This is a genomic window from Litoribacter ruber (genome assembly GCF_018500185.1).
GTDB classification, from domain to species: domain Bacteria; phylum Bacteroidota; class Bacteroidia; order Cytophagales; family Cyclobacteriaceae; genus Litoribacter; species Litoribacter ruber.
Genome location: NZ_JAHBGI010000007.1, coordinates 166722 through 189369 on the forward strand (window position 1 = coordinate 166722; position 22648 = coordinate 189369).

Genomic DNA, 22648 nt, shown 5'->3' on the forward strand with positions numbered 1-22648 from the left:
TCAGAATGGATATGCAAAAAATAAGAAATTTCTGTATCATAGCCCATATTGATCATGGGAAGAGTACGTTAGCAGATCGCCTATTGGAGTTTACCCACACGGTGACCGATAGGGAGATGCAAAATCAGCTGTTGGATAACATGGATTTGGAGCGTGAGCGAGGCATTACGATTAAGTCTCATGCGATCCAGATGAAATATACATATAAAGGTGAGGAGTACACCCTCAACCTTATCGATACTCCGGGCCACGTAGATTTTAGCTACGAGGTTTCCCGTTCCATAGCCGCCTGCGAAGGTGCGCTTTTGATCGTGGATGCTTCCCAGGGGATCGAAGCCCAAACCATTTCCAATCTCTATCTTGCCATGGGGCATGACCTGGAGATCATTCCTGTTTTAAATAAGATAGATCTCCCAGGTGCTGAGCCTGAAGTGGTGGCTGATGAGGTGATAGACCTGATCGGTTGTGACAGAGAGGATATCGTGTTGGCTTCAGGCAAAGAAGGACTAGGCATCGAGGATATTCTCAATGCAGTGGTTGAAAAAATCCCGGCTCCAAAAGGTGATCCGGAAGCGCCTTTGCAGGCCATGATTTTCGACTCAGTCTACAATCCATTCAGAGGAGTAGAAGTATTGTTCCGTGTATTCAACGGGACGATTAATAAGGGAGATAAGATCAAGTTTGTCAATACGGGTAAGGAATATGATGCCGATGAGATCGGGATATTGGGCATTCAGCAAAAGCCTCAAAAATCCCTTTCTGCAGGTAATGTAGGTTACCTGATTTCAGGTATCAAAATAGCCAAAGAGGTAAAGGTTGGTGATACCATCACCCATATCAAGCGCCCTTGTACCACATCCATCAAAGGTTTTGAAAACGTAAAGCCGATGGTTTTCGCAGGTATTTATCCAGTGGATACCACGGAATTTGAAGAGTTGAGAGCTTCTATGGAGAAGCTGCAGCTAAATGATGCATCCTTGGTGTGGGAACCTGAAACCTCCGCCGCATTGGGCTTTGGTTTCCGTTGCGGTTTCTTGGGCATGCTCCACATGGAGATCATCCAGGAGAGGCTGGAAAGGGAATTTGATATGACAGTGATCACCACGGTGCCATCCGTTCAGTTCCGCGCCATGATGAATGACGGGAATTACAAGGTGGTAAACGCCCCTTCAGATATGCCCGAACCGAATATGTTCAAACATATTGAAGAACCTTTCGTGAAGGCTTCGATCATCACCGCTGCTGATTATGTAGGTCCGGTGATCCAGCTTTGCATGGAGAAAAGAGGTCAAATTAAAAACCAGGTTTACCTAACCGCAGAGAGAGTTGAATTGACATTTGACATGCCTTTGGCTGAAATTGTATTTGACTTCTTCGATAAATTAAAAACCATCTCCAGAGGATACGCTTCTTTGGATTATGAATTGAAAGGTTTCCAGCAATCCCATATGGTGAGGTTGGACGTGATGTTGAACGGTGAGGTGGTGGATGCCCTTTCTGCGATTGTACACAGAGACAAGGCTTACGAATGGGGTAAGAGACTGTGTGAAAAACTGAAAGAACTGGTGCCAAGACAGATGTTTGAAATCGCCATCCAGGCCGCCATTGGAACCAAGATCATTGCCCGCGAAACGGTCAAGGCTCTCCGCAAAAACGTACTTGCCAAGTGTTACGGTGGGGACATTTCCCGTAAGCGCAAGCTCCTTGAAAAGCAGAAAAAAGGCAAGAAGCGAATGAGACAAGTCGGCAACGTGGAGGTCCCTCAGGAGGCATTTATGGCCGTACTCAAGTTGGATTGATAATCTTCATCATTCATCATTCGACTTTCATTATTCATTATTAAATGATGAACCCCGAATGATGAATAATGAATAATGAAGTTTAGAAAATGTGGGGCTTCCCTCCTTTTTTATTCTCATTCATTTTTTATCCATTTACCTTAATTTTTTTATGAATCGAACATACGATCTGGAGGAACGGCTGATAAATTTTGCGGTTATGGTTATTGACCTGACCGAAAATATTGTGCAAAGCAAAGCTGGGAATCATTTGGCTGGGCAACTCTTGAGGTCAGGAACCTCACCTGCTCTGAATTATGGAGAAGCGCAAAGCGGAGAGTCCAAAAGGGATTTTCTTCATAAGATAAAAATTGTTTTAAAGGAACTTAGGGAGACTTTGGTTTGCTTAAAACTAATTTTCAGGTCGAAGCTTTTTAAAGATGAAGCTTTGGTTACCAATACAATGAAAGAATGCAATGAACTAGTTTCTATTTTTGTAAAAAGCGTAGCAACTACTTCTAAAAACTTGACATAAAAAACATAAGTGTGAGGCAATCAAAAGGTTTCATTTCTCTGAGACCTCTGTGCCTCTGCGGTTATTTAATCCTTACAAATCAATCAAACCATGCTTACCATCATAGACGGAAAAAAGACTTCAGAAACGATCAAAAATGAAATTGCTGCCCGTGTGGCGGAGATAAAGCAGGAGGGAGGAAAGATCCCGCATCTGGCTGCCGTGCTGGTAGGGGATGATGGAGCTAGCCAGACCTATGTAAATGCCAAAGTAAAGGCCTGCGAGCAGATCGGATTTGAATCAACCTTGGTACGTTTGGAAGAAAATATTAGTGAAGAGGAACTGCTACAAGTGGTCGAGGATATCAATGACAACCCTGCCATTGATGGCTTGATCGTCCAACTGCCGCTCCCAAAACACATCTCAGTGGAAAAAGTCACCGAGAAAATCAAGCCTGAAAAGGATGTGGACGGCTTCACTCCCGCAAACGTGGGTCGCATGGCTCTCAACTGGCCAACTTATGTTTCCGCCACCCCAAATGGAATAATGGAGCTCCTGAAACGCTACGATATCGAAACTTCAGGCAAAAACTGTGTAGTAATAGGCCGAAGCCACATCGTTGGTTCCCCGATGAGCATCCTGATGGCCCGCAATGGAAATCCAGGAAATGCCACAGTTACCCTAACCCATAGTCGAACCAAAAACCTGCCCGAGATCGCAAAATCGGCTGACATACTGATCGTAGCTCTTGGAAAAGCTGGGTTTGTAACAGCTGATATGGTAAAGGAAGGTGCTGTAGTAATTGATGTAGGAATCCACCGAATTGAGGATTCAAGTAAGAAAAGCGGTTTCAGATTGGTAGGAGATGTCAAGTTTGAAGAGGTTGTAGAAAAAGCTTCCGCTATCACGCCAGTTCCGGGTGGAGTTGGTCCGATGACTATTGCCTCCTTGCTGAGCAACACGCTGCTGGCAGCTGAGAAAAAGATTTATAAGTAAAAAGTAAGCGGTAAGAAGCTAGAAAAAGCTGCTTTATATCAGGGTTAATTTAGGTTAAACACGGGTTAAACACGTGTTAAACATGGGATAAACACGGGTAGGAGTTTACCAGATATAAACCTGATGAGGTTTTAAATACAGGATCCATGCAGTTGGAATTGGATAGGCTTACGGACCGAGAGTTCGACGCTTTATATCCCCTAAAGATTAATAAATTATCCTCTACCCATTGGACACCCATGGAAATTGCCAAAAAGGCCATTGGTTTTTTGGTGAGAGACTCTGAGACAAGAGTTTTGGATATTGGCTCTGGGTCGGGGAAATTTTGCCTAGTAGCGGCAGGCTGTTCAAGCGGTCAGATCTATGGGGTGGAAAAAAGGGAAAGTCTAATTCGCCTATCTCGAAAAATGGCTGCTCAGCTGGGCCTTCGCGTGAATTTCATTCATGCTGACATCAAAAGCATTAGCTTCAAAGAATTCGATTCTTTCTACTTTTTCAATTCTTTTGGTGAAAACCTTGATTTAACTGACAGTCTGGATCGCGAAAACTCTATCGATGAAAACGCGTATCAAGAAAATTGCAGATTTCTCCATGGTCTATGGGGAGAAGCCCCAAATGGGACGAGGGTGGTAACCTATTGTGGAGGGGAGGAAATAGTGCCAGATCAATTTATATTAATCAAGTCGGAGGCAAAAGGAAAACTCAAGTTCTGGGAAAAGAGATTTTAGGAAAAGTTTCACGCGGCGGCGCTGCCTGTTGCTGCGATCGCCCCGTGAAATTTTCATTTGAAAGTTTACCATGCCACCTTTTTCAAAAATGCTGGTGTGTTAAGCTTTACCTGCCGAGTTATTTTCTCTGTAAGGGTTTTGGGTTTTGACTCCATACTGGACTTCACCATCATATAGGTGCTTGCCACCAAGCCAGCAACCACTAAGCCCCAGCCCAACGTTACGCCCTCATCTTTTTTATTTTTACCCTCAGGAAGCCAGCCCCCGCTGATCGTCGCCCTGCCATTTGTAGTGTACAGATTTCCGGTGGACTTTCCTGTTGAGGATTTTTTGAAGTGATCCTTTAGGATTTTCTTTCTGATCTGATGATCAAATTTAGGTGAGGAAGCATTCTTCAAAAGTTTGGCAACCTTACCCTGATATCCTACGACTACTTCTTTTTGAGGGTGGAGGACAAGATCAATAATTGATTCGGCAACTTTTTGTGCAGATATCACCGGTTCGGGGGCTTTGATCTCCTTGCCCATATAGTTGGCGGCGGATTGAAATAGTGGGGTATCGATCACAGAAGGCAATACAGAGCATACATGGATGTCCTTCACATCAGAATATTCCTGCTCTAGGCTAAAGCTCAATCCTCGGATTGCAAATTTGCTTACGGTATAGGCTGCGGAGAAAGGCTGCCCTGTCAGTGCCACCATGGAAGAAACATTGATCAGGTTGCCAAAGCCCTGCTTTTTAAAAATGGGCATGACCGCATGTGCGCTGTTCATATATCCCATGACATTTGTTTCTATAACCTGCTTGCTGTCCTTAAGGGGTGTTTTTTCAAAGGGGCCGAGCAATGTGATCGCTGCATTATTTACCCACACATCAATTTTCCCATATTTATCAATAGCTTTTTTTACCACTTCAGCAAGTTCCTTTTCCCGGCACACATCGGCAGGGGCTGCCATTGCTTTTCCTCCATAGGATTCGCATTCATGGGCCAATTCTTCCAGAACGGTTTTTCTTCGGCTAACCAAAACGACAGTACCTCCTTGTCTGGCTATTTCCAGGACGGTGGCTCTTCCGATTCCGCTTGAGGCTCCGGTAATTACGATTACTTTATCTTGGATGTTTTTCATGGTTGGACAGTTTTTGAAATTATTGCTTCCTAAGTAAAAATCCCTTTTAAGAATTCAAACCCCGTTCCTTAATTTTTAGATAAAGTTATAAAGGACAATAATCGCTAATGATTCAAGAATTGTATTATAATATTTTGTCAAAAATCTATATGCGAAAAATATGTTTGAGAGCTTGGGTAAAAAGGAAATGGGGGAGATTATTTCAAGATTTGGCAATGTGACGGGAAAGAAACAGATTGAGAGGGAATTAAGCATTTGTGGATTTAAGAAAAGGAATATTAATCGTACCTTTGCAGGCTTAATTATTCTAAAACCCAGCGGTTCAATCACCCGCTTAATCAAAAATTGATATGCAAATCAAAGAAGCCGTGTCAAGCGGCAGCATGCTTCCCGTGATGGAGGCGTTTTATACTATCCAAGGAGAAGGTTCATTTACCGGCCATGCCGCCTATTTCATCCGCTTGGGCGGGTGCGATGTGGGTTGCGTGTGGTGCGATGTGAAAGAATCCTGGGAAGCGGAAAAATGGCCAGTAAAATCCATTGAGGAAATTGTGGCGGAGGCAGAGCAGCATCCTGGTAGACTGGTGGTCATCACCGGGGGGGAGCCGCTGATGTATAACCTTGACCCACTTACCGAGCTATTGAAATCGAGAGGTTTTCAGACAAACATCGAAACCTCAGGAGCTCATCCTTTTTCGGGGAAATTTGATTGGGTTTGTTTTTCGCCCAAAAAATTCAAGGAACCCCATCCAAGTATCTATCAGGTAGCCGATGAACTGAAAGTAGTGATTTTTCACAAAAGTGATTTTGACTTTGCTGAAAAACACGCTTCCAAAGTCAGGGAGGGCTGTGTTAAGCTATTGCAGCCGGAATGGAGCAAAGCCTCGACCTTTACTGAGCAGATAGTAAATTATGTAAAAAGTAACCCAAATTGGAAAATATCGCTACAAACTCATAAATTTATGGATATTCCATAAATTATGAAGAAGTTACTTTTGCTTTTGGTGTTTATTTTTTTGGCCTTTTTTGTGCAGGCGCAAGATTATTCTGTAATTGATAGGCGCGCAATCAAACTGCATGAGGAGGGTGAAGAACTGGTATTGAAGCGAAGGTATGACGAGGCCATACAGAAGTTTGAGGCCTCTATTAATAGAAGTAGCAATTTTTTTGAATCTTACATCCGTTGGTCCCAGTTGCTATTGATGAAAGGGGATCCCGACCAGGCCATGGCTGTTGCTGAAAAAGGTGCCGCCCGGGTAAAGGACAACCCAAAGATCAAAGGTGATTTCGGCTGGCTGAAAGCCAACATCCTGATGAGAGTAGGGAAGTTTGAGCAAGCGGTCAATGTGTTTGAGGAAAGTGAGGCCTTATTTACGGACCGGTTTAGGATGACGTCCCATTATAAGGAGTTTGTGGAGCAGCTCAATTTTATCAAAAAGCATATCGCTTCGCCTTTGGACATCACCAAAGAGAAGCTTCCCGCTCCCTTAAACGGTTTCAATCTTCAGTACTTTCCCGTGCTGACTGCCGATAGCCGCAAGATCCTCTTCACCAAAAGGGACGGTCTTTCCTTCCATGACAATGAAGATATATTTGTGAGCTACTATGAGGAAGACGGCTGGACGGAGCCGAGCCCTATCTCTACTACGGTGAACACCAACTATAATGAGGGTACCTGCACCATTTCCGCTGACGGCAATATCCTGATCTATACGAGTTGTGACGCTCCGGACTCCTTTGGCAGTTGTGATCTGTACGTGACATATAAAGTAAACGGCAAATGGCAAAAGCCCACCAACATGGGCAAAAATGTGAACTCCCGCCAATGGGACTCCCAACCATCACTTTCGGCGGATGGGAGTATTTTGTTTTTCTCCAGCAATAGGAGAGGAGGGTACGGGGGAAATGATATCTGGTACTCTGTCCGTCAAATGGACGGCAGCTGGGGGGAGGCAAAAAACCTGGGTGAAGGGGTGAATACTCCTAAAGATGAGGTGAGCCCATTCATTTACTTTAACAATGAGCTGTTGTTTTTTGCCTCAAATGGCCACTTGGGTTTTGGGGGGATGGATATTTTTATGTCTAGGATGGAAAACGGTGTCTTTAGCGAGCCGGAAAACCTGGGCTACCCCATCAACGATCACCAAGATCAGCTTGCTTTATTCATTACCGCCCAGCGGGATTTTGCCTATTATACTGAGAACTCCATTAAGGATGGAAGACTTGACGCCTCTTATCTGTATAGGTTTCCTTTCCCGCAGGAAATAGACCTAGGTGAGAAAATTCTTGTCACCGAGGGCAGGGTGCTGGATAGCAAAACGGGTAAACCAATTGATGCAAGGCTATCTTTGGTAAGCTTGTCCAATGACAGTACTATTTATCAGTTTCGCTCAGATGGGGAGTCGGGCAAGTTTATGATGCTGTACCCCAACAAGACCTTCTCAGGCTTATATGTGGAGAAGAAGGGTTTTCTGCCAAAGATCTATAATGTGGAAAAGGACAACCTGATGGACCGTTCTGGAATGGAGATAGAACTTACACCAGTGGCATCGGGCGAACAGTTTCTTTTTGAAAATGTATTTTTTGATTTTGACAAGGCCGACCTGAGGCCGGAATCCAAAAGTTCTATTGGGAGGTTGCGGAATTTTCTTCAGGAAAATCCTGAAGTCAATATCCTGATAGAAGGCCATACGGATAACGTGGGGAATCCGGGCTACAACCAGCAACTTAGTGAAAAAAGAGCCCTCTCAGTCAAGCAGGAGTTAATTTCGCTTGGGATATCAGAAGCAAGAATTTCTACTAGGGGCTATGGAGACCAAAATCCTGTAGCACCCAATGATACTTCCTCAAACCGCTCTAAAAACAGAAGAATCGAAATTGTAGTGGAATAGCTATTTTTTTAGACTTTAAACAATTAATCCCACCAAATATAATCTATTCTATTTATGCAAACGATGTAATAGTATTATTTGGACAATAAATTTAATTAAATTGATTTAATGTTGTGTTTAAGCGAAATTAAGCTATTTGCTTGGATCAGCGTTAGAACTTGTTAAAAGGTTTATATAATTTGTATATTTTTATTTAATATTTGTAAAGTGATAATAATAATGATTTTTTAATGTTTTTTAATAGATAATAAGGGTATAGTGTGAATTAGGCGTATTGGCTAAATACAATTTGAATTTAACAGATTTTAACTTTCTTAAAGATTTCTTAAAAAAAATTTTATTCTGATTATTAGGTTGTATTTCGTTTGAATTTTTTAACAAAGGAAATATGGTTTGATATTTTGGTATAATATTCTGATTTTTTCTACAATGGTTATTTTGTTTAGAAGTAAAAATAGTAGCGATATTGATTTAATTTTCCTCAGCTATTGGATTATTATAAGAGATGCGCTAAAATTGGGAATCGTTAAACCAAAAAAAATATTTTATGAGGAAAGTTTTACTTCTAGGACTCGTGCTTTTAATGGCAGCAGCTACGGCTTTTGCACAGGAGCGTCGAGTTACTGGGACAGTGACTTCGGCTGAGGATGGTTATCCCATTCCCGGGGCGTCTGTTGTTGTAAGGGGAACCACCGTCGGTACTGCTACTGACTTGGATGGTAATTTCTCCCTATCGGTACCACAAGGCAACAATGTGCTTGTGGTAAGCTTTATTGGAAATGTTAGCCAAGAAGTGACAATTGGAAACAGAACCAATTTTGAAATCGTAATGCAGCCAGACATTACAAGCTTAAGTGAAGTAATCGTAACTGGTTACGGCACGCAGCAGAAAAGAGAAGTAACAGGTGCTGTATCTTCCGTAAAAGGTGAATTGATCGAAAACCTGCCAATGCAGTCTTTCGACAGAGCCCTTCAAGGTAGAGCTTCTGGTGTTCAGGTAAGATCTGCAAACGGTCTTCCAGGTGGTGCGGTAAACATCCGAATTAGAGGTGTAGGTTCTATTAACGCAGGAAACGAGCCTCTTTATATTGTGGATGGAGTTCAGATGAACAGCCAGGATAACGCTTCCATGACTCAGGCTAACCCGCTTGCGTTCTTGAACCCTAACGATATCGAGTCTATGGAGATATTGAAAGATGCTGCTTCTGCTGCAATTTACGGTTCTCAGGCTGCTAACGGTGTTGTGATCATCACTACTAAGAAAGGTAAGCAAGGTAAAGCAAGATTTGAATTCAACGCCTTCACCGGTGTGACTCAGCCGATGAAATACTTAGATGTGTTAAACGGTCCAGAGTGGTATGAGATGAGAAGAGATGCCTTTATTAATTCTGGTAATGCATCTCCGGAGGCTAATGCTTTAAATGGTATGGGTATTCTACCAACCAATTGGCAGTCATTATCAAGAGAAGATCTTGAGGCACTTGGTCAAGGAGTTGGATCTTATGATTGGCAAAGAGAATTGATGGGCCAAGGCCGTCTTCAGAACTATGAGCTTTCTGCTACAGGTGGTGATAAACAAACTCAGTTCTTTGTGTCGGGTTCATATAATTACCAAGAATCAACTTTTCAACCTGTTGATTTTGAAAGAGGTACTTTCCGTGCCAGCTTGAAGCATCAGGCAAATGAAAGGCTGAGTATTGAGACTAATGTTAATCTTGCAACTGTTAGCCAGACAAACCCTTTCTCAGTAGATGGATCATTCTTGGGTAACCCTGCCTTCTCGGCATCCATGATATTGCCGCACAATGCGATAAGAAATGAAGATGGTTCTTATAATACTTCTATTGGAGGTGTTTTGGGCCAAAATGTCGCTTTGGTAAATGATTATAATAGTGGGTTGACTAGAACAAATACACTAGTAGGAAACGTTGTAGCTAGTTATAAGGTATCAGATAATGTTACATGGAGATCATTGGCTGGTATCAATTATAGAACCATACAAGGTGAAAGATTTACTGATCCACGTACTCCTGATGGAGCGGGTGTGCAGGGTAGAGCATCTCAAATGACTGACTTTAGAACTAACTTTATTACTACCCATACCTTAAACTGGAACAAGACATATGCGAATGTACATAACGTGTCTGCAATTGGCGGTTTTGAGTTTGTAAATGAGTCAAGAGAAGGCTTCTCTGGTGCTGGTATCGGTTTCCCAACTTTCCAGTTCAGAACGATCCAATCTGCTGCAACTCCTGAAAGCATCACTGGTTTCTGGACCGGTTATAGAAGAGTTGGTGGTTTTGGTTCCGTGAATTATGACTACAATAAGAAGTATTTGTTGACTTTGACAGCCCGTTATGACGGTTCTTCCAGATTTGGTGCTAACAGACAATACGGCCTTTTCCCATCCATCAGAGGTGGTTGGTATTTGAAAGAAGAGAACTTCTTGAGAGAAAGCTCTACTGTGTCTGATTTGAAAATTAGAGCTTCTTGGGGTAGAACTGGTAACGACCAGATCGGTAACTTTGATGCGCGAGGACTTTATCAAGGTGCTGGTAACTATTCTGGAAGTGCAGGTATTAGGCCATCTTCTTTAGGTAATCTGAATCTTGGTTGGGAAACCAACGAAACTATAAACCTTGGTATCGATTATGGTTTCTTTAATAATAGAGTTAATGGTAGTGTCGATTTGTTCGATAGAAGAACTAAGGATCTATTGTTAAATCAGCCCATACTTTGGACAAATGGTTTCAACGCAATTGCCAATAACGTAGGTGAACTTAGAAATAGAGGTATTGAATTCGAAATTAGTACCGTGAATGTTGATAGAGGTGGCTTTAGATGGAATACTAGTTTCAACTTTACATACATTAAGAACGAAATTGTTTCTTTATTTGATGGGCTTGAGTTCATTCAGGGAGGTACTGCAGGCACTCAGTTGGCAGTTGGTCAACCGGTTGGTAACCCAGCATTTCCTGGTAGTCAGGCGCCAGGAGCTCATTTTGTAGCAGAATATGTTGGCGTCAATCCAGCAACTGGCCGACCAATGTGGCTTGATGCTGAAGGGAATCGAACTTATCTGCCTATCGCTGCTGATAGAAGATACTTTGGTAGCAATTTAGCACCATATTATGGTGGTTTAAATAATACTTTCTCATTTAAAGGATTTGAATTAACTGCGTTTTTCACTTATGAATATGGTGCAGTTGTAACCGATGGCCAATATGGCTTCCTAAGAGAAAATGGAACTCGTTTAGGTTTGAATGCTTTGAGAGAAGTGAATGATAGATCTTGGAGAGAGCCAGGTCAAATGACAGATATTCCAAGAAACCTTGCACTTAATGGTGGAAATGAAGTAAGAAGTCAAGGCAGAAATTTTGGGTCAGCTTCTTTATTAAATGCTGACTTCGTAAGGTTAGCTCAATTAATGGTCGCTTATAATCTTCCTACGCAGACAGTAAGAAGATTAGGCTTAAACAGAGCTAGAGTATATGCTCAAGGTGTAAACCTATGGACTTATGCAGATTATCCAGGTTATGATCCTGAATTCGTAGGTGCTGGAACAGGCCAATTGCCAATGACCAGAAACTTCATCATGGGTGTTCAACTAGGATTCTAATATTAAATAAGATGAAAAATATGAAATTTATATATAGACTTGCTTTTGCGGCAATGCTTGGAGGTAGTGTGATGACTACCGCTTGCGATGGCATACTGGATGTGGAGCCAAGACAGTCTATCGATGCGGATGGGGCCTTATCCTCACCTGAAGCGGTGAATGCAGCTTTAAATTCAGTATATGCTAGATTAAGGTCCATAGGTAATTATGGTAGAAACCTAATGGCAGTTTCAGATGCTTTAGCTGATGTTGGTGTGACCACTGGAAATAGTGGGCGTTTGATCCAAGAAAATAATAACCAACCAAATAATCATTTTAATAATGAGGGGAATGTGTTTTGGCAAAATAGTTATTACGCCATCAACGAAGCCAACCTTATTCTTGATGGTATCGCTCAAGGTGTAGAAGGAGCCTCTGCTACGCAAATAGCAGCTTGGGAAGGCGAAGCAAAATTCTTAAGAGCACTTTACTATTTTGATTTGGTAAAATCTTATTCTTATATACCTACAGCTATATATACTGCAGGCTTAACTGATGAGGGGGGTATTCCTATGCCATTGGAGGGCTCAATAACATCAGATATTGGTATGAATAGAAGCTCTCCGAGAGCAACAATTGATGAAGTATACAGTCAAATCTATAATGATTTAAATGATGCAATAGCCTCTCTTGGAAATGGTCCCGTTCAGTATGCCTCAAGAGGTGCCGCACAAGGTCTATTATCAAGGGTAGCTCTTTATCGTGGAGACTGGGAATTGGCTGCTAATCAAGCAACTGAAGCTTTAGGGTCTTCCGCTGGAAATGTGCTGTCAGGTCAAGCTTATGTTGATGGATGGAGAGCTGAATCTCATCCTGAGGCAATGTTTGAAGTTAGGTATGCAATCCCAGGTGAGTCTAATGGAGTAAACTTGTCACTGTCAAGTTCCTATACTACATTGTTAAATCTCGACGCCAGCAAAAACTCTCAAGGAGGATGGGGTGATTTCGTTCCTAATCAAAGGGTTAGAGATTTCTTTGGGTTAGCACCTCTTCATTTAGGTGGTGATGAATCGGATAATAATAACTGGGATGTTACTAGAAATAATGATGTAAGAGCCTTTCTATATACCACAGGTAGCAATATCAGAGGTGCTGGTCGCCAGATTGAATGTATCAAGTTTATATCCAAGACTGGCTTTGCATATGCGGATAATGTTCCAGTGATCCGTAAGTCCGAAATGCATTTGAACAGAGCAGAGGCAAATTTTCACCTAGGAAATACTGCGGAAGCTTTGGATGAACTAAATGCTTTTAAAGGATTAAGAGGTTTGGAACCAGTCCAGCTTACGGGAGAAGCTATTCTTGATGAAATTCTGATCGAAAGATTCAAAGAATTTGCTTTTGAAGGACACAGGTTTTATGACTTAAAGCGTTATAGTCAAGCCATCGATAAAACTAGTTACTTGGGTGCTAATGCTTTGGTTCCTTTTGATGATTTCAGAATATTGCCTCCGTTTCCTCAAAGAGAAGTGGATATCAACACCAATCTTAACCAAAACAGAGGATATTAATTTATAAAAATATGAAAAAGATAATTTCAATATTTTCCCTTGTGATGGTGTTTGTTTTTGGCTCTTGCATAGAGCAGAACTACCCCATCTGGGATGGAGCTGAAGTAGAGTTCCAGGATGCGGTAACCAGAGCACCCGCTGCGGGCCAAACCTTCCCAAGGATAGCTGTCCAAAATACGGTAGGCACTGTGAATTTGCAAGTTAACCTTGTGTCTGCACAGAGAACAAGTGATGAGACTATCACGTATAACATAGTTGGTGATGGTACCTCCGCAGTAGCTGGTACTCATTACAATGCATCTGGCTCTTTGGTAATCCCTGCAAATTCCAGCTTCGGTGAGTTGGAAGTAGAGATCTTGGATACAGGTGTTGGTACTGGAGTGGTTGATCTTCTCTTGGAGCTTGAAGGTAATGCAAACATTTCTGCAAGTGAAAACTACAAAAGAGTTCAGATTAGAATTTCTCAGCCTGCTCCACCTGCTGATTAATTTATAATATGTTAAATCTAAAGGTCGGCATACTTTGCCGGCCTTTTTTAAAGTCCAATTTATGAAAAAGATTCTTTTAGGTTTATTATTGTGTTTAGTAGGTAATTTGAGTTTTGCCCAACTGAGAGTCTACAACGATATGGCCTCAGGTGCTCCGGTAATGAAGGATGCCTTCACAGGCATTAATGGCGACCATTTTTTCCATGATTTTGCCGAAGGCATCATCATCCATAGTAAAAAAGATTCTGCCCAAAACATGCAAGTAAGGCTTAATGCTCACGACCATAGATTAGAATATCTTAAGCAAGGTGAGGTGTTTTCTTATGGAGCAAAAGATATTAGAGGGTTTATTGTAAATGAAAACGGTAGAAATACCTACTACACATCCGAGTATGTCATTCCCCACCTAAAAGACAAAGCCTTTACAAAAGTGCTTGCTGAAGGGGATGAGTACAAGCTTTTAGAATTTAAGCATAAGGTAATTGTGGATGATCCAAACGCCACATATGGTGCTGCTGCAAAGAAAGCTTTTTCTGATAGGGTTTCTCATTTCATTGTAAAGGATGATGAAGTAAAACAATTGAGTAACCGAAATAAGCAGTTGAAAGAAGTATTTGGGGACGATTATGATAAAGTAAAAGAGATCCAAAAGAACTCCGGACTAAACTTAAAAGATCCTGACCACTTAAGAGTGGTAGTTAATTTCCTTAATGAAGAGAAATGATAACGGCAATTACAACTGAGTTGTAAACTTGTGTTTTTGCAAGGTTATAAAGGGTATAGGAATTTTCTATACCTTTTTTTATTTGACCGAAGACCAAAATAAAAGGTCACAGGGTTTCGCAGAGTTTAACACAGAGTTGCACAGAGCCTACTTCGCCAGCAAAGGCAGGCTTCTTCGCGGAGAAGAAAGAGGATATTAATCTGTGTGTCTCTGAGGTTGCTTTTCAGGTTCCCCGTTTTCGGTCTTACGTCTTTTAAATCACCAAATCACCAAACATCCCCCTACTTTGGGAGTTTATTTTATGATTTCTATCAAACCTACATTTTGTCAGCATGGGAAAAACAATAATTGTTTCAAATAGGCTGCCCATCAGCCTGGATTATAAGGATGGGAAACCCGATTTTAAAACCAGTGCCGGAGGACTTGCCACAGGGCTGGGCTCCATCTTCGAAGAGGCCGATAATATTTGGATTGGATGGCCGGGAAATTATGTGGAGGATCCAGAGCAGCGAGCGGAAATCTTTCTGGAGCTACATGAACACAAAATGGCCCCTGTATTTCTCACCCAAGAGGATATAGAGGAGTTTTATGAAGGCTTCAGCAATGAAACCCTTTGGCCGGCATTCCACTATTTTACCCAATATATAGCTTATGAGCGCCGGTTCTGGGAAGCATATGTGCGGGTCAATGAAAAGTTTTGTGAGGCCATTTTGAAAAAAGCCGATCCGGATGACACCATCTGGGTGCATGATTATCAATTACTCTTGTTGCCAAAAATGCTGAGGGACAAGCTACCCAATGCTACTATTGCCTTTTTCCAGCATATTCCATTTCCCTCCTACGAGATCATCCGGATGCTTCCTTGGAGAAGGCCCATCCTGGAAGGAATGTGTGGGGCTGACCTGATTGGTTTTCATACCTACGACGACATGCGCCACTTCCTGAGCTCTGTGGGGAGAATCCTCGGGCTTTCCAATGAAAGTGGTTACATTCAAGCAGAAAACAGGCTGATCAACGTGGATGCATTCCCTATGGGCATAGATTACACGAAGTACTCTGAATCAGCTGACAGCGAAACTACCATGGCTGTCGTAGAAAAATTCAAGAAACAGTTGGGAAGCCAAAAATTGCTTTTATCCATTGACAGGCTCGATTATTCCAAAGGGATTCCCCAGCGCCTCAAGGCATTTGATCAGCTATTTAAGCTTTATCCAGAGTATAAGGAAAAGGTTTCTCTTATCATGGTGGTGGTGCCCTCCAGGGACACCGTGAAAGAATACCGTGAACTGAAAGAAGAAATTGACACGCTGGTGGGCCGGATTAACAGTGCCTATAGTACCCTTAACTGGGTGCCAGTTCATTATTTCTATAGGGCCTTTCCGTTTGAGGAGCTCAGTGCCTTCTATAAGATGTCTAATATTGGGTTGGTGACCCCATTAAGGGATGGTATGAACCTGGTCTGCAAGGAATTTGTGGCCAGCAAAACCGACCAGCAGGGGGTGCTTATCCTTTCCGAGATGGCAGGGGCCAGCAAGGAGCTTCAGGATGCCATTTTGGTCAATCCCAATAATATGGACAAAGTGACCGAGGCACTGCACATGGCCTTGAACATGTCGGAAGAAGAACAGAAAACGCGTCTGGTATCCATGCAGGAAACCATCAAACGCTACGATATCCACAAATGGGTAAAAGTGTTTATGGACAGGCTGAAAGTTGTAAAAGATAAGCAGGAGGAGTTCCAATCCAAAGAAATGGATGAGGAGACGATCCAGGAATTGATCGGGTACTTTAAAGGTTCGAAAAATCCTATACTTTTCTTGGACTATGATGGGACTTTGGTGGGCTTCAAAAACAAGCCACAAGATGCTTATCCGGATAGTGAATTGAAAGAGATTGTAGAAAAGCTCTCCAAAAAAGCACAAGTGGTGATCATCAGCGGCCGGGATAAGGATACCTTGGGAAGGTGGTTTGAGGGACTTGATGTGGACATGATTGCAGAGCATGGCGTTTGGGTGAAAAACCGAAACACGGAGGAAGAGTGGGATGTGTTTTCCGATGTCGACAACTCCTGGAAAGAGGATATCCGAAGCGTGATGGATTATTATGTGCAAAGGACACCAGGTGCCTTTATCGAAGAAAAACATCATTCTTTGGTTTGGCATTACCGCAAAGTGGAAAGTGGCCTGGGCGTATTGAGGATGCGTGAACTTTTCAGTCACCTCAAATACATGGCAAGTGGCCACAATCTACAAGTGCTGGAGGGCAACATGGTGCTTGAAATCAAGCGTCCCGATATCAACAAGGGCCGGGCCGCTATGGCTTTTATGAAGGATAAGGATTATGACTTCATCCTGGCCATTGGCGATGACTGGACTGATGAGGATACTTTCAAAGCAATGCCCAAAAATGCCTACACGATACGCGTGGGGTATAACTATACCAAGGCTAATTATAACATCAAATCATCCAGTCAGGTAAGGGATTTGTTGAAGAGGCTTTTTTAGGAGACGGAAGAACCCTTTGGGGAAAGAAAAGGGACACAGAGTTCCGCTGAGTTCTAATAGAGTTTCTCAGAGTTCCCTCATCGCGGAGAAATATGAAATGCTTGGAAAGAGTGTTAAGTAGGATTAGTCCGTAACAGGGAATTGTAAACCGCCAGAGGCGTAGCGGGCACAGAGAAAAATTTTCTCTGGTCCTCTGCGCCTCTGCGGTTATTTATTGTTTGGTAACTACTTTTCGGTCTCCCGTCTCCCGTCTCCCGTCTTTTTCACAAAAAACTCGGCCTATCAAGCTTGATGCCTATACGGTAGGCAGCGTTCATCAGTCCCACGTGGCTGTAGGCCTGGGGGAAGTTGCCCCATTGGGAACCGCTTTTTTGGTCCACATCCTCGGAGAAGAGTTTGAGGTGGTTGCAATATTTAATTAACGTCTCAAATCCTTCGATGGCTTCGTCCAGCCTATTTACACAAGCCAGGGCCTCGATGTACCAGAAAGCGCAGATCAGGAAGGTGGTCTCAGGCTTGCCGAAGTCGTCCTCATGCTTGTATCGATAAAAGAGGAAGTCCTTTGCCAAAAGCTCTTTTTCCAATTGCTTAAGATGGTTATTAGCCCTTTCTATGTCATTGCCAAAATAACCCATGTTAATCATCTTGAGCGTACTGGCATCCATATGCTTTACACCCACCGCCTGGGCGTAGGCCTTTAGTTCAGGGACATAGCAAGACTCTATTTTTTTGATGGCCCTGTCACGAAGTGATTCAGCTTGCTTTCTCAAACTCACATCCTCCAGTCTGTTGGCAATTTTGATTCCCGCACTTGCCCCGGCCCAGTGGAAGAGAAAGGTATAGCAGTGCTCCTGCTTGAGGTTTCTGAATTCCCACAGCCCAGCATCCGGCTCATCCATGGTCTCATCGATGCGGTCAAGGAGGGTTTTGATCATCGGCCTGGAGTGGCTTTTCTCTGATTCAATAAACCGTTTGTCAGCATACAGCGGCAGCAAACTAACTAGGACTTGCCCATATAAATCGTTTTGAATGTGGGTGTAAGCCTGATTTCCGAATCTTACAGGCTGGTTTCCTTTATAGCCTTCCAGGTCATGGATGATCTCTGTGAGTTTGGCTTCCCCGGTTACCGAATACAGGGGTTGATACCTGCCGTTGGAGTTGGTAGCCAGGTTTTGGATGTATTCAAAGTATTTTTCAAGCTCCTCAAAGTGGCCGATATTGTTGAAGGCATTTAAGGTATAATAACTGTCCCTAATCCAGCAATAGCGGTAATCCCAGTTTCGGGTACTGCCTGGCGATTCGGGAAGACTCGTGGTGGAGGCAGCAATAATAGCCCCCGTGTCCTCAAACTGATGGATTTTAAGAATCAACAAGGAGCGAAGGACGTAGTCTTGGTGAAAATTTGTGATGCTGGTAGATTTCAGCCATTCCCTCCAATAGGCGGTGGTGGACTGGAGAAAATCTTCAGCGGTAACCTCAATTGGGGCTTCCAAGGGTCTTCCATAGGTAAAAACCAGATAGATTGGACGCTGGAGCATGAAGCTTTTTTCCTCAACCACATAATTGAGAGAGGCATTGGTGGTCAGCCTGATCTCCTGTTCCACGCCCATATAGCGGATATGGTTGCTCCCGAGGGTGGGAACGAGTTTCTTTTTTCCGTGTTCGGCCCTGGGCTGACATTTGATTTTTACTTTTGGTTCGCCTCTTACCCTTTCCACTTTTCTTACTACCATCAGGGGTTTGTAGTAGCGTCCATAGTTTCTGAATCGCGGAGCAAAGTCAGTCACCTTATAGGCATGTTCACCGTTGTATGAAATGGTTGTTTCTAATATATTGGTATTTTCTCGGTATCGTTGTTCGGAAGAGTATTCTTCCGATTCGGGAAGGATGCTGAATTCGCCACCTTTTTCCTTATCCAGCATGGAGCCGAATACAAAATCGCTATCAAATCGGGGAAAGCATAGCCAGCTGATATTGGTGTTTTTTTCGATATGGGCTAAATAGGCGCAGTTTCCGATCAGGCCACTGCCATAGGTGTGTTTGTCCATAAAACTAGTCTTAAATAGGTTTTAGGTTCGAGCAAATTTTGGGCATGGTTCTTAATCTGGGTGAAAATAGAATGTAGTACCACACTTTAATAATCAAAATCACGGGTATGTGTTCAAAAAACAAACCATTTTTGATGTGAGGGGTGTGAAGTAAGCAGTTATTGAGAAGCCGAAGAGGTGCAGTGGGCACAAGATTTAATTTTCACCGCAAAGGTCGCTGAGGGACGCAAAGATGGAGTTAAAAGTGATAGGTACACTTTACGATAGCAATGGGCTTCAGTCTTTCATTTACCAATTATTCCAAGGCTATATAATAATTTAGAAGTTATGGCTATATTTACTAAGTTTCGGGACTATTTGGAATAAAATCCCGGGAATACTATTCAAACTAATACAGTATAACTATGAAAAAATCTAACATTCTGTTTATTGCCTTAATGCTCTTGGGCTCCAGCCTTGTAGTAAGTTGCGGGGAGAGAAGCAATGAGACCGAAAGGGATGGTGAAGATGAGATTGTGGAAGATAGAAGGGAAGAAAGAGCCAGTCCATTGAGAACGGCCGAGGGTACGGTGAACAACCGGGAGATCCGCGTGCAATATGGTGCTCCGTCTGTGAAAAACAGAACGATCTGGGGAGATATCGCCCCGTATGATGAGGTGTGGCGTACGGGTGCCAACGAAGCCACGCATGTTGAATTCAAAGAAGAGGTTCAAGTGGAGGGTAAAAGCCTTCCAGCTGGAAAGTATTCTATTTTTACCATCCCTAAGCAACAGGGGCCATGGACAGTGATTTTTAATTCTGAATGGGATTTGGAGCACGGCCACTTCCAGTATAAGGAAGAAAATGACGTGTTGCGGGTACAGGTAAGTCCCCAGTGGGAGGATGACTCCCAGGAGCAGCTTGTCATCAAGGTAGAGGAACCGGGAATTGTCATCAGATGGGAAAAGCTGAGACTTCCAATCAAGGTAAGTTAAACCAAAGAGGCTTCGGCCTCTTTTTTCATTTTTGCACGCTCCTTATTGAAATTATCATTTAATACCTTAAATTGGTTCCTGCATCCAATATAGGATGAAAAATGGTCACGAAGGTCACAAAGTTTTAATGAAGTAGCACAAAGTGGACCGAAAAAAAGGACTTCTTTGAAACAAAAACAGGTAAAATAAGGCGTGAAGACATCGGTCATCCGACATCCGACATCAGTCTTCCTACATCCGCCACCCAAACATCGTAAATACTATTTAATGAAATACATAGCTTTTTTAATTTCACTGATCATCACCCTGGTTTTGGCCGTGGCTTTGGCCATCAGTATAGGGCAGACACCGCCCCTGGGCAGGCTTTTAGATCCCTACCACGGAGTGTGGCAGAATACTTATTCCGAGGATTATAGCAAAGACAATGAATTTAAAATTGCCGGGCTTTCTGCCCAAGTAGAGATAAAGTACGATACCAATCTAATCCCGCACATTTTTGCCCAAAATGAAGAGGACCTCTTCAGGGCTCAAGGTTTTGTAACGGCCCAGCACCGCCTTTGGCAAATGGAGTTTCAGACCATGGCTGCTGCAGGAAGGGTATCTGAAATTGTGGGCAGTGCAGCCCTGGATTTTGACAGGATGCAGCGGAGAAAAGGGCTGGGCTTTGGTGCCGAGGAAGGCCTGCAATACATCAGGGGAACTGATCCTGAAACTTTCAGCCTAATGGAAGCCTATGCTGATGGGGTAAATCAATACATCAATAGCCTTTCTTATCGAAATTTGCCTGTTGAGTACAAGATCCTCAATTATAGACCCGAGCCTTGGACTGTCTACAAAACTGCCTTATTTCTTAAATATATGGCGGATATGCTGGTGGGAGATAAGGATTTGGAATACACCAACCTACGCAAGCTCATAGGAGAAGAGCTGATGGCAGAACTTTATCCTGACTTTCCGGAGGATAATGACCCGGTAATCGAGCCTAATCGAAGATGGGATTTTACGCCTCTGCCAATAAATAGACCGGACAATATAGTATACCCCGATGAAGAAATCTTGATTGACCCCATGCCAGCGCCTGAAGAGGGCGTGGGATCCAACAATTGGGCTGTGGCCGGATCAAAAACCCAAAACGGACATCCGATCCTTGCCAATGATCCCCACCTAAATCTAAATTTGCCATCTTTATGGTACATCATTCAATTGTCCACGCCGGAGTATTCGGTGAAGGGCGCCTCTCTGCCAGGTGCCTTGGGGGTGATTTCAGGGTTTAATGAAAATATTGCCTGGGGTGTGACCAACGCCACCCGGGATGTAAGAGATTGGTATAGTATAAATTTCAGAAATGAGGACCGTACCGAATACCTATATAACGATCAATGGATCAACAGCAGCCTTCGCTTGGAAGAAATCAAGATCAAAGGGGAATCATCTTTTATTGACTCGGTGGTGTATACGCATTACGGTCCTGTGGTGTACGATCCAAGCTTCCGCGGAGAGAGCCAGTTGAAAAACTTCGCACTCAAATGGACAGCCCACTTGGGTTCCAACGAGCAAAGCACCTTCTTAAACCTCAATAGAGCCAAAAACCACGAGGATTATTTAGCCGCTTTGGAGACATTTGTTGCTCCGGCACAAAACTTTGTATTTGCCAGCAAAACGGGTGACATCGCGCTGAAAGTTCAGGGTAGCTTCCCTTTGAAATGGGATCAGCAAGGAAAGTATCTTATGGACGGGAGTGACCCTATTTATGAGTGGCATGACTTTATTCCATCCGAACAAAACCCAGCCACCAAAAACCCTTCACGTGGATTTGTGAGCTCGGCTAACCAACATTCGGTAGATCCTTCCTACCCTTACTTTGTATTTGATGACAGCTTCGAACATTTCCGAAACCGCAGGCTCAACAGCAGGCTGTCAGAGATGTCCAAGATCACGGTGGAGGATATGATGGATCTTCAATTTGACAATTTCTATTTGCACGCCTCAGAGGCTTTACCGTTGATGTTGGACTATTTGCTGGAAGATACCTTGATTTTGGAAGATGGCAATGTGCGGAGGATTGTGCAGGATTTGCAGAGTTGGAGTTTTCACACCCATCCTGAATTGACTGCGCCACCTATTTTTGAAATGTGGTGGAAGAATCTGGAAGAGAAAGTATGGGGCAAGTGGAGAAAGCCACAGGTGCCGATCGTAATTCCCAATAAATACCAAACCACTAAGTTACTGACAAACTCCCCTGACCACGAGGTTTTCGACAAACCCAATTCTGCAGAAGTGGAGACCGCCCGTGAACTGGTCAGGGAGAGTTTTGAGGCCATGTTGCAGGATTATGAAGAGTGGAAGTCCAGAGAGGATGAGCTCACTTGGGGCAATTACAAGCGGACGACCATCCAGCACTTGGTGCCTAACTTCAGGTCCTTTAGTGTGGAGAATGTGAGCACCGGAGGAGGCCGAGGCATACTCAATGCCACGAGTGAGCGCCACGGGGCATCTTGGAGGATGGTGGTGGAAATGGGTGAGCAGCCCAATGCTTTTGGGATCTATCCCGGAGGTCAATCGGGGAATCCTGGCAGCCGGTATTACACCAACTTGATAGGCAAATGGGCTAGGGGTGAGTACCTGGATGTTTCCCTTCGTCCTCAAAGCGAAGAACGGGATCTTTTATACACAGTAACTTTGAAGCAGAACTGATGTGAATGAGGCC

16 protein-coding genes are annotated in these 22648 nt (G+C 43.3%); 14 read left to right on the forward strand and 2 right to left on the reverse strand.

The window, feature by feature from the left end; all coding sequences use genetic code 11:
- Positions 1-5: 5 nt before the first annotated feature.
- The 4 genes from lepA to KIH41_RS11835 all read left to right on the forward strand — a co-directional run bounded on the left by lepA (position 6) and on the right by KIH41_RS11835 (position 4016).
- Positions 6-1799 (forward strand): translation elongation factor 4, encoded by a 1794-nt coding sequence (gene lepA / locus KIH41_RS11820; RefSeq protein ID WP_214162501.1) that lies wholly within the window; start codon positions 6-8, stop codon positions 1797-1799.
- Between the two features lie 151 nt (positions 1800-1950).
- A complete protein-coding gene (locus tag KIH41_RS11825) occupies positions 1951-2313 on the forward strand; it encodes a four helix bundle protein (protein ID WP_214162525.1) in 363 nt (120 codons plus the stop codon).
- Positions 2314-2403: 90 nt separating this feature from the next.
- On the forward strand, positions 2404-3288 hold the full coding sequence (gene folD, locus KIH41_RS11830) for a bifunctional methylenetetrahydrofolate dehydrogenase/methenyltetrahydrofolate cyclohydrolase FolD (RefSeq protein WP_214162502.1): 885 nt from the start codon (positions 2404-2406) through the stop codon (positions 3286-3288).
- Positions 3289-3434: 146 nt separating this feature from the next.
- Positions 3435-4016: a methyltransferase domain-containing protein gene (locus KIH41_RS11835; protein ID WP_246539103.1), complete on the forward strand. Its 582-nt coding sequence runs from the start codon at positions 3435-3437 to the stop codon at positions 4014-4016.
- Between the two features lie 65 nt (positions 4017-4081).
- Here KIH41_RS11835 and KIH41_RS11840 read toward each other — a convergent pair whose 3' ends face one another.
- Positions 4082-5143, reverse strand: coding sequence for an SDR family NAD(P)-dependent oxidoreductase (locus tag KIH41_RS11840; protein WP_214162503.1), 1062 nt, complete (start codon positions 5141-5143; stop codon positions 4082-4084).
- Positions 5144-5303: 160 nt separating this feature from the next.
- Here KIH41_RS11840 and KIH41_RS11845 point away from each other — a divergent pair, with 160 nt between their 5' ends.
- The 8 genes from KIH41_RS11845 (at position 5304) to KIH41_RS11880 (ending at position 16919) form a co-directional block, all read left to right on the forward strand.
- Positions 5304-5492, forward strand: coding sequence for a hypothetical protein (locus KIH41_RS11845; protein WP_214162504.1), 189 nt, complete (start codon positions 5304-5306; stop codon positions 5490-5492).
- A gap of 1 nt (position 5493) precedes the next feature.
- Positions 5494-6120 (forward strand): 7-carboxy-7-deazaguanine synthase QueE, encoded by a 627-nt coding sequence (locus KIH41_RS11850; RefSeq protein WP_214162505.1) that lies wholly within the window; start codon positions 5494-5496, stop codon positions 6118-6120.
- Positions 6121-6123: 3 nt separating this feature from the next.
- The gene (locus KIH41_RS11855) at positions 6124-8034 is read left to right on the forward strand and encodes an OmpA family protein (protein WP_214162506.1); all 1911 of its coding nucleotides are present in this window, start codon (positions 6124-6126) and stop codon (positions 8032-8034) included.
- 547 nt (positions 8035-8581) lie between these two features.
- Positions 8582-11653: a SusC/RagA family TonB-linked outer membrane protein gene (locus KIH41_RS11860; RefSeq protein WP_214162507.1), complete on the forward strand. Its 3072-nt coding sequence runs from the start codon at positions 8582-8584 to the stop codon at positions 11651-11653.
- A gap of 11 nt (positions 11654-11664) precedes the next feature.
- Positions 11665-13203 carry a RagB/SusD family nutrient uptake outer membrane protein gene (locus KIH41_RS11865; RefSeq protein ID WP_214162508.1) on the forward strand — a complete coding sequence of 513 codons (1539 nt, stop codon included), beginning with the start codon at positions 11665-11667 and terminating at the stop codon, positions 13201-13203.
- Positions 13204-13214: 11 nt separating this feature from the next.
- Positions 13215-13691: a DUF4843 domain-containing protein gene (locus KIH41_RS11870; protein ID WP_214162509.1), complete on the forward strand. Its 477-nt coding sequence runs from the start codon at positions 13215-13217 to the stop codon at positions 13689-13691.
- A 61-nt stretch (positions 13692-13752) separates the two neighbouring features.
- Positions 13753-14415, forward strand: a complete 663-nt coding sequence (locus tag KIH41_RS11875; protein WP_214162510.1) for a hypothetical protein — start codon at positions 13753-13755, stop codon at positions 14413-14415.
- Positions 14416-14747: 332 nt separating this feature from the next.
- The gene (locus KIH41_RS11880; RefSeq protein WP_214162511.1) at positions 14748-16919 is read left to right on the forward strand and encodes a bifunctional alpha,alpha-trehalose-phosphate synthase (UDP-forming)/trehalose-phosphatase; all 2172 of its coding nucleotides are present in this window, start codon (positions 14748-14750) and stop codon (positions 16917-16919) included.
- A 263-nt stretch (positions 16920-17182) separates the two neighbouring features.
- On the opposite strand, the gene KIH41_RS11885 is transcribed toward KIH41_RS11880, so the two are convergent.
- Positions 17183-18967 (reverse strand): glycoside hydrolase family 15 protein, encoded by a 1785-nt coding sequence (locus KIH41_RS11885; RefSeq protein ID WP_213945727.1) that lies wholly within the window; start codon positions 18965-18967, stop codon positions 17183-17185.
- 404 nt (positions 18968-19371) lie between these two features.
- On the opposite strand from KIH41_RS11885, the gene KIH41_RS11890 reads away from it, so the two are divergent.
- Together KIH41_RS11890 and KIH41_RS11895 are read left to right on the forward strand one after the other, a co-directional pair.
- Complete coding sequence (locus KIH41_RS11890) at positions 19372-19941, forward strand: DUF2911 domain-containing protein (protein WP_214162512.1); 570 nt, start codon at positions 19372-19374, stop codon at positions 19939-19941.
- Between the two features lie 267 nt (positions 19942-20208).
- The gene (locus tag KIH41_RS11895) at positions 20209-22635 is read left to right on the forward strand and encodes a penicillin acylase family protein (RefSeq protein ID WP_214162513.1); all 2427 of its coding nucleotides are present in this window, start codon (positions 20209-20211) and stop codon (positions 22633-22635) included.
- Positions 22636-22648 lie beyond the last annotated feature (13 nt).

Excerpts from the sequence above, each read along its gene's own strand:
- lepA (WP_214162501.1), top strand. The coding sequence starts at position 6 with ATGGATATGCAAAAAATAAGAAATTTCTGTATCATAGCCCATATTGAT.
- KIH41_RS11825 (WP_214162525.1), top strand. The coding sequence starts at position 1,951 with ATGAATCGAACATACGATCTGGAGGAACGGCTGATAAATTTTGCGGTT.
- folD (WP_214162502.1), top strand. The coding sequence starts at position 2,404 with ATGCTTACCATCATAGACGGAAAAAAGACTTCAGAAACGATCAAAAAT.
- KIH41_RS11835 (WP_246539103.1), top strand. The coding sequence starts at position 3,435 with ATGCAGTTGGAATTGGATAGGCTTACGGACCGAGAGTTCGACGCTTTA.
- KIH41_RS11840 (WP_214162503.1), bottom strand. The coding sequence starts at position 5,143 with ATGAAAAACATCCAAGATAAAGTAATCGTAATTACCGGAGCCTCAAGC.
- KIH41_RS11845 (WP_214162504.1), top strand. The coding sequence starts at position 5,304 with ATGTTTGAGAGCTTGGGTAAAAAGGAAATGGGGGAGATTATTTCAAGA.
- KIH41_RS11850 (WP_214162505.1), top strand. The coding sequence starts at position 5,494 with ATGCAAATCAAAGAAGCCGTGTCAAGCGGCAGCATGCTTCCCGTGATG.
- KIH41_RS11855 (WP_214162506.1), top strand. The coding sequence starts at position 6,124 with ATGAAGAAGTTACTTTTGCTTTTGGTGTTTATTTTTTTGGCCTTTTTT.
- KIH41_RS11860 (WP_214162507.1), top strand. The coding sequence starts at position 8,582 with ATGAGGAAAGTTTTACTTCTAGGACTCGTGCTTTTAATGGCAGCAGCT.
- KIH41_RS11865 (WP_214162508.1), top strand. The coding sequence starts at position 11,665 with ATGAAAAATATGAAATTTATATATAGACTTGCTTTTGCGGCAATGCTT.
- KIH41_RS11870 (WP_214162509.1), top strand. The coding sequence starts at position 13,215 with ATGAAAAAGATAATTTCAATATTTTCCCTTGTGATGGTGTTTGTTTTT.
- KIH41_RS11875 (WP_214162510.1), top strand. The coding sequence starts at position 13,753 with ATGAAAAAGATTCTTTTAGGTTTATTATTGTGTTTAGTAGGTAATTTG.
- KIH41_RS11880 (WP_214162511.1), top strand. The coding sequence starts at position 14,748 with ATGGGAAAAACAATAATTGTTTCAAATAGGCTGCCCATCAGCCTGGAT.
- KIH41_RS11885 (WP_213945727.1), bottom strand. The coding sequence starts at position 18,967 with ATGGACAAACACACCTATGGCAGTGGCCTGATCGGAAACTGCGCCTAT.
- KIH41_RS11890 (WP_214162512.1), top strand. The coding sequence starts at position 19,372 with ATGAAAAAATCTAACATTCTGTTTATTGCCTTAATGCTCTTGGGCTCC.
- KIH41_RS11895 (WP_214162513.1), top strand. The coding sequence starts at position 20,209 with ATGAAATACATAGCTTTTTTAATTTCACTGATCATCACCCTGGTTTTG.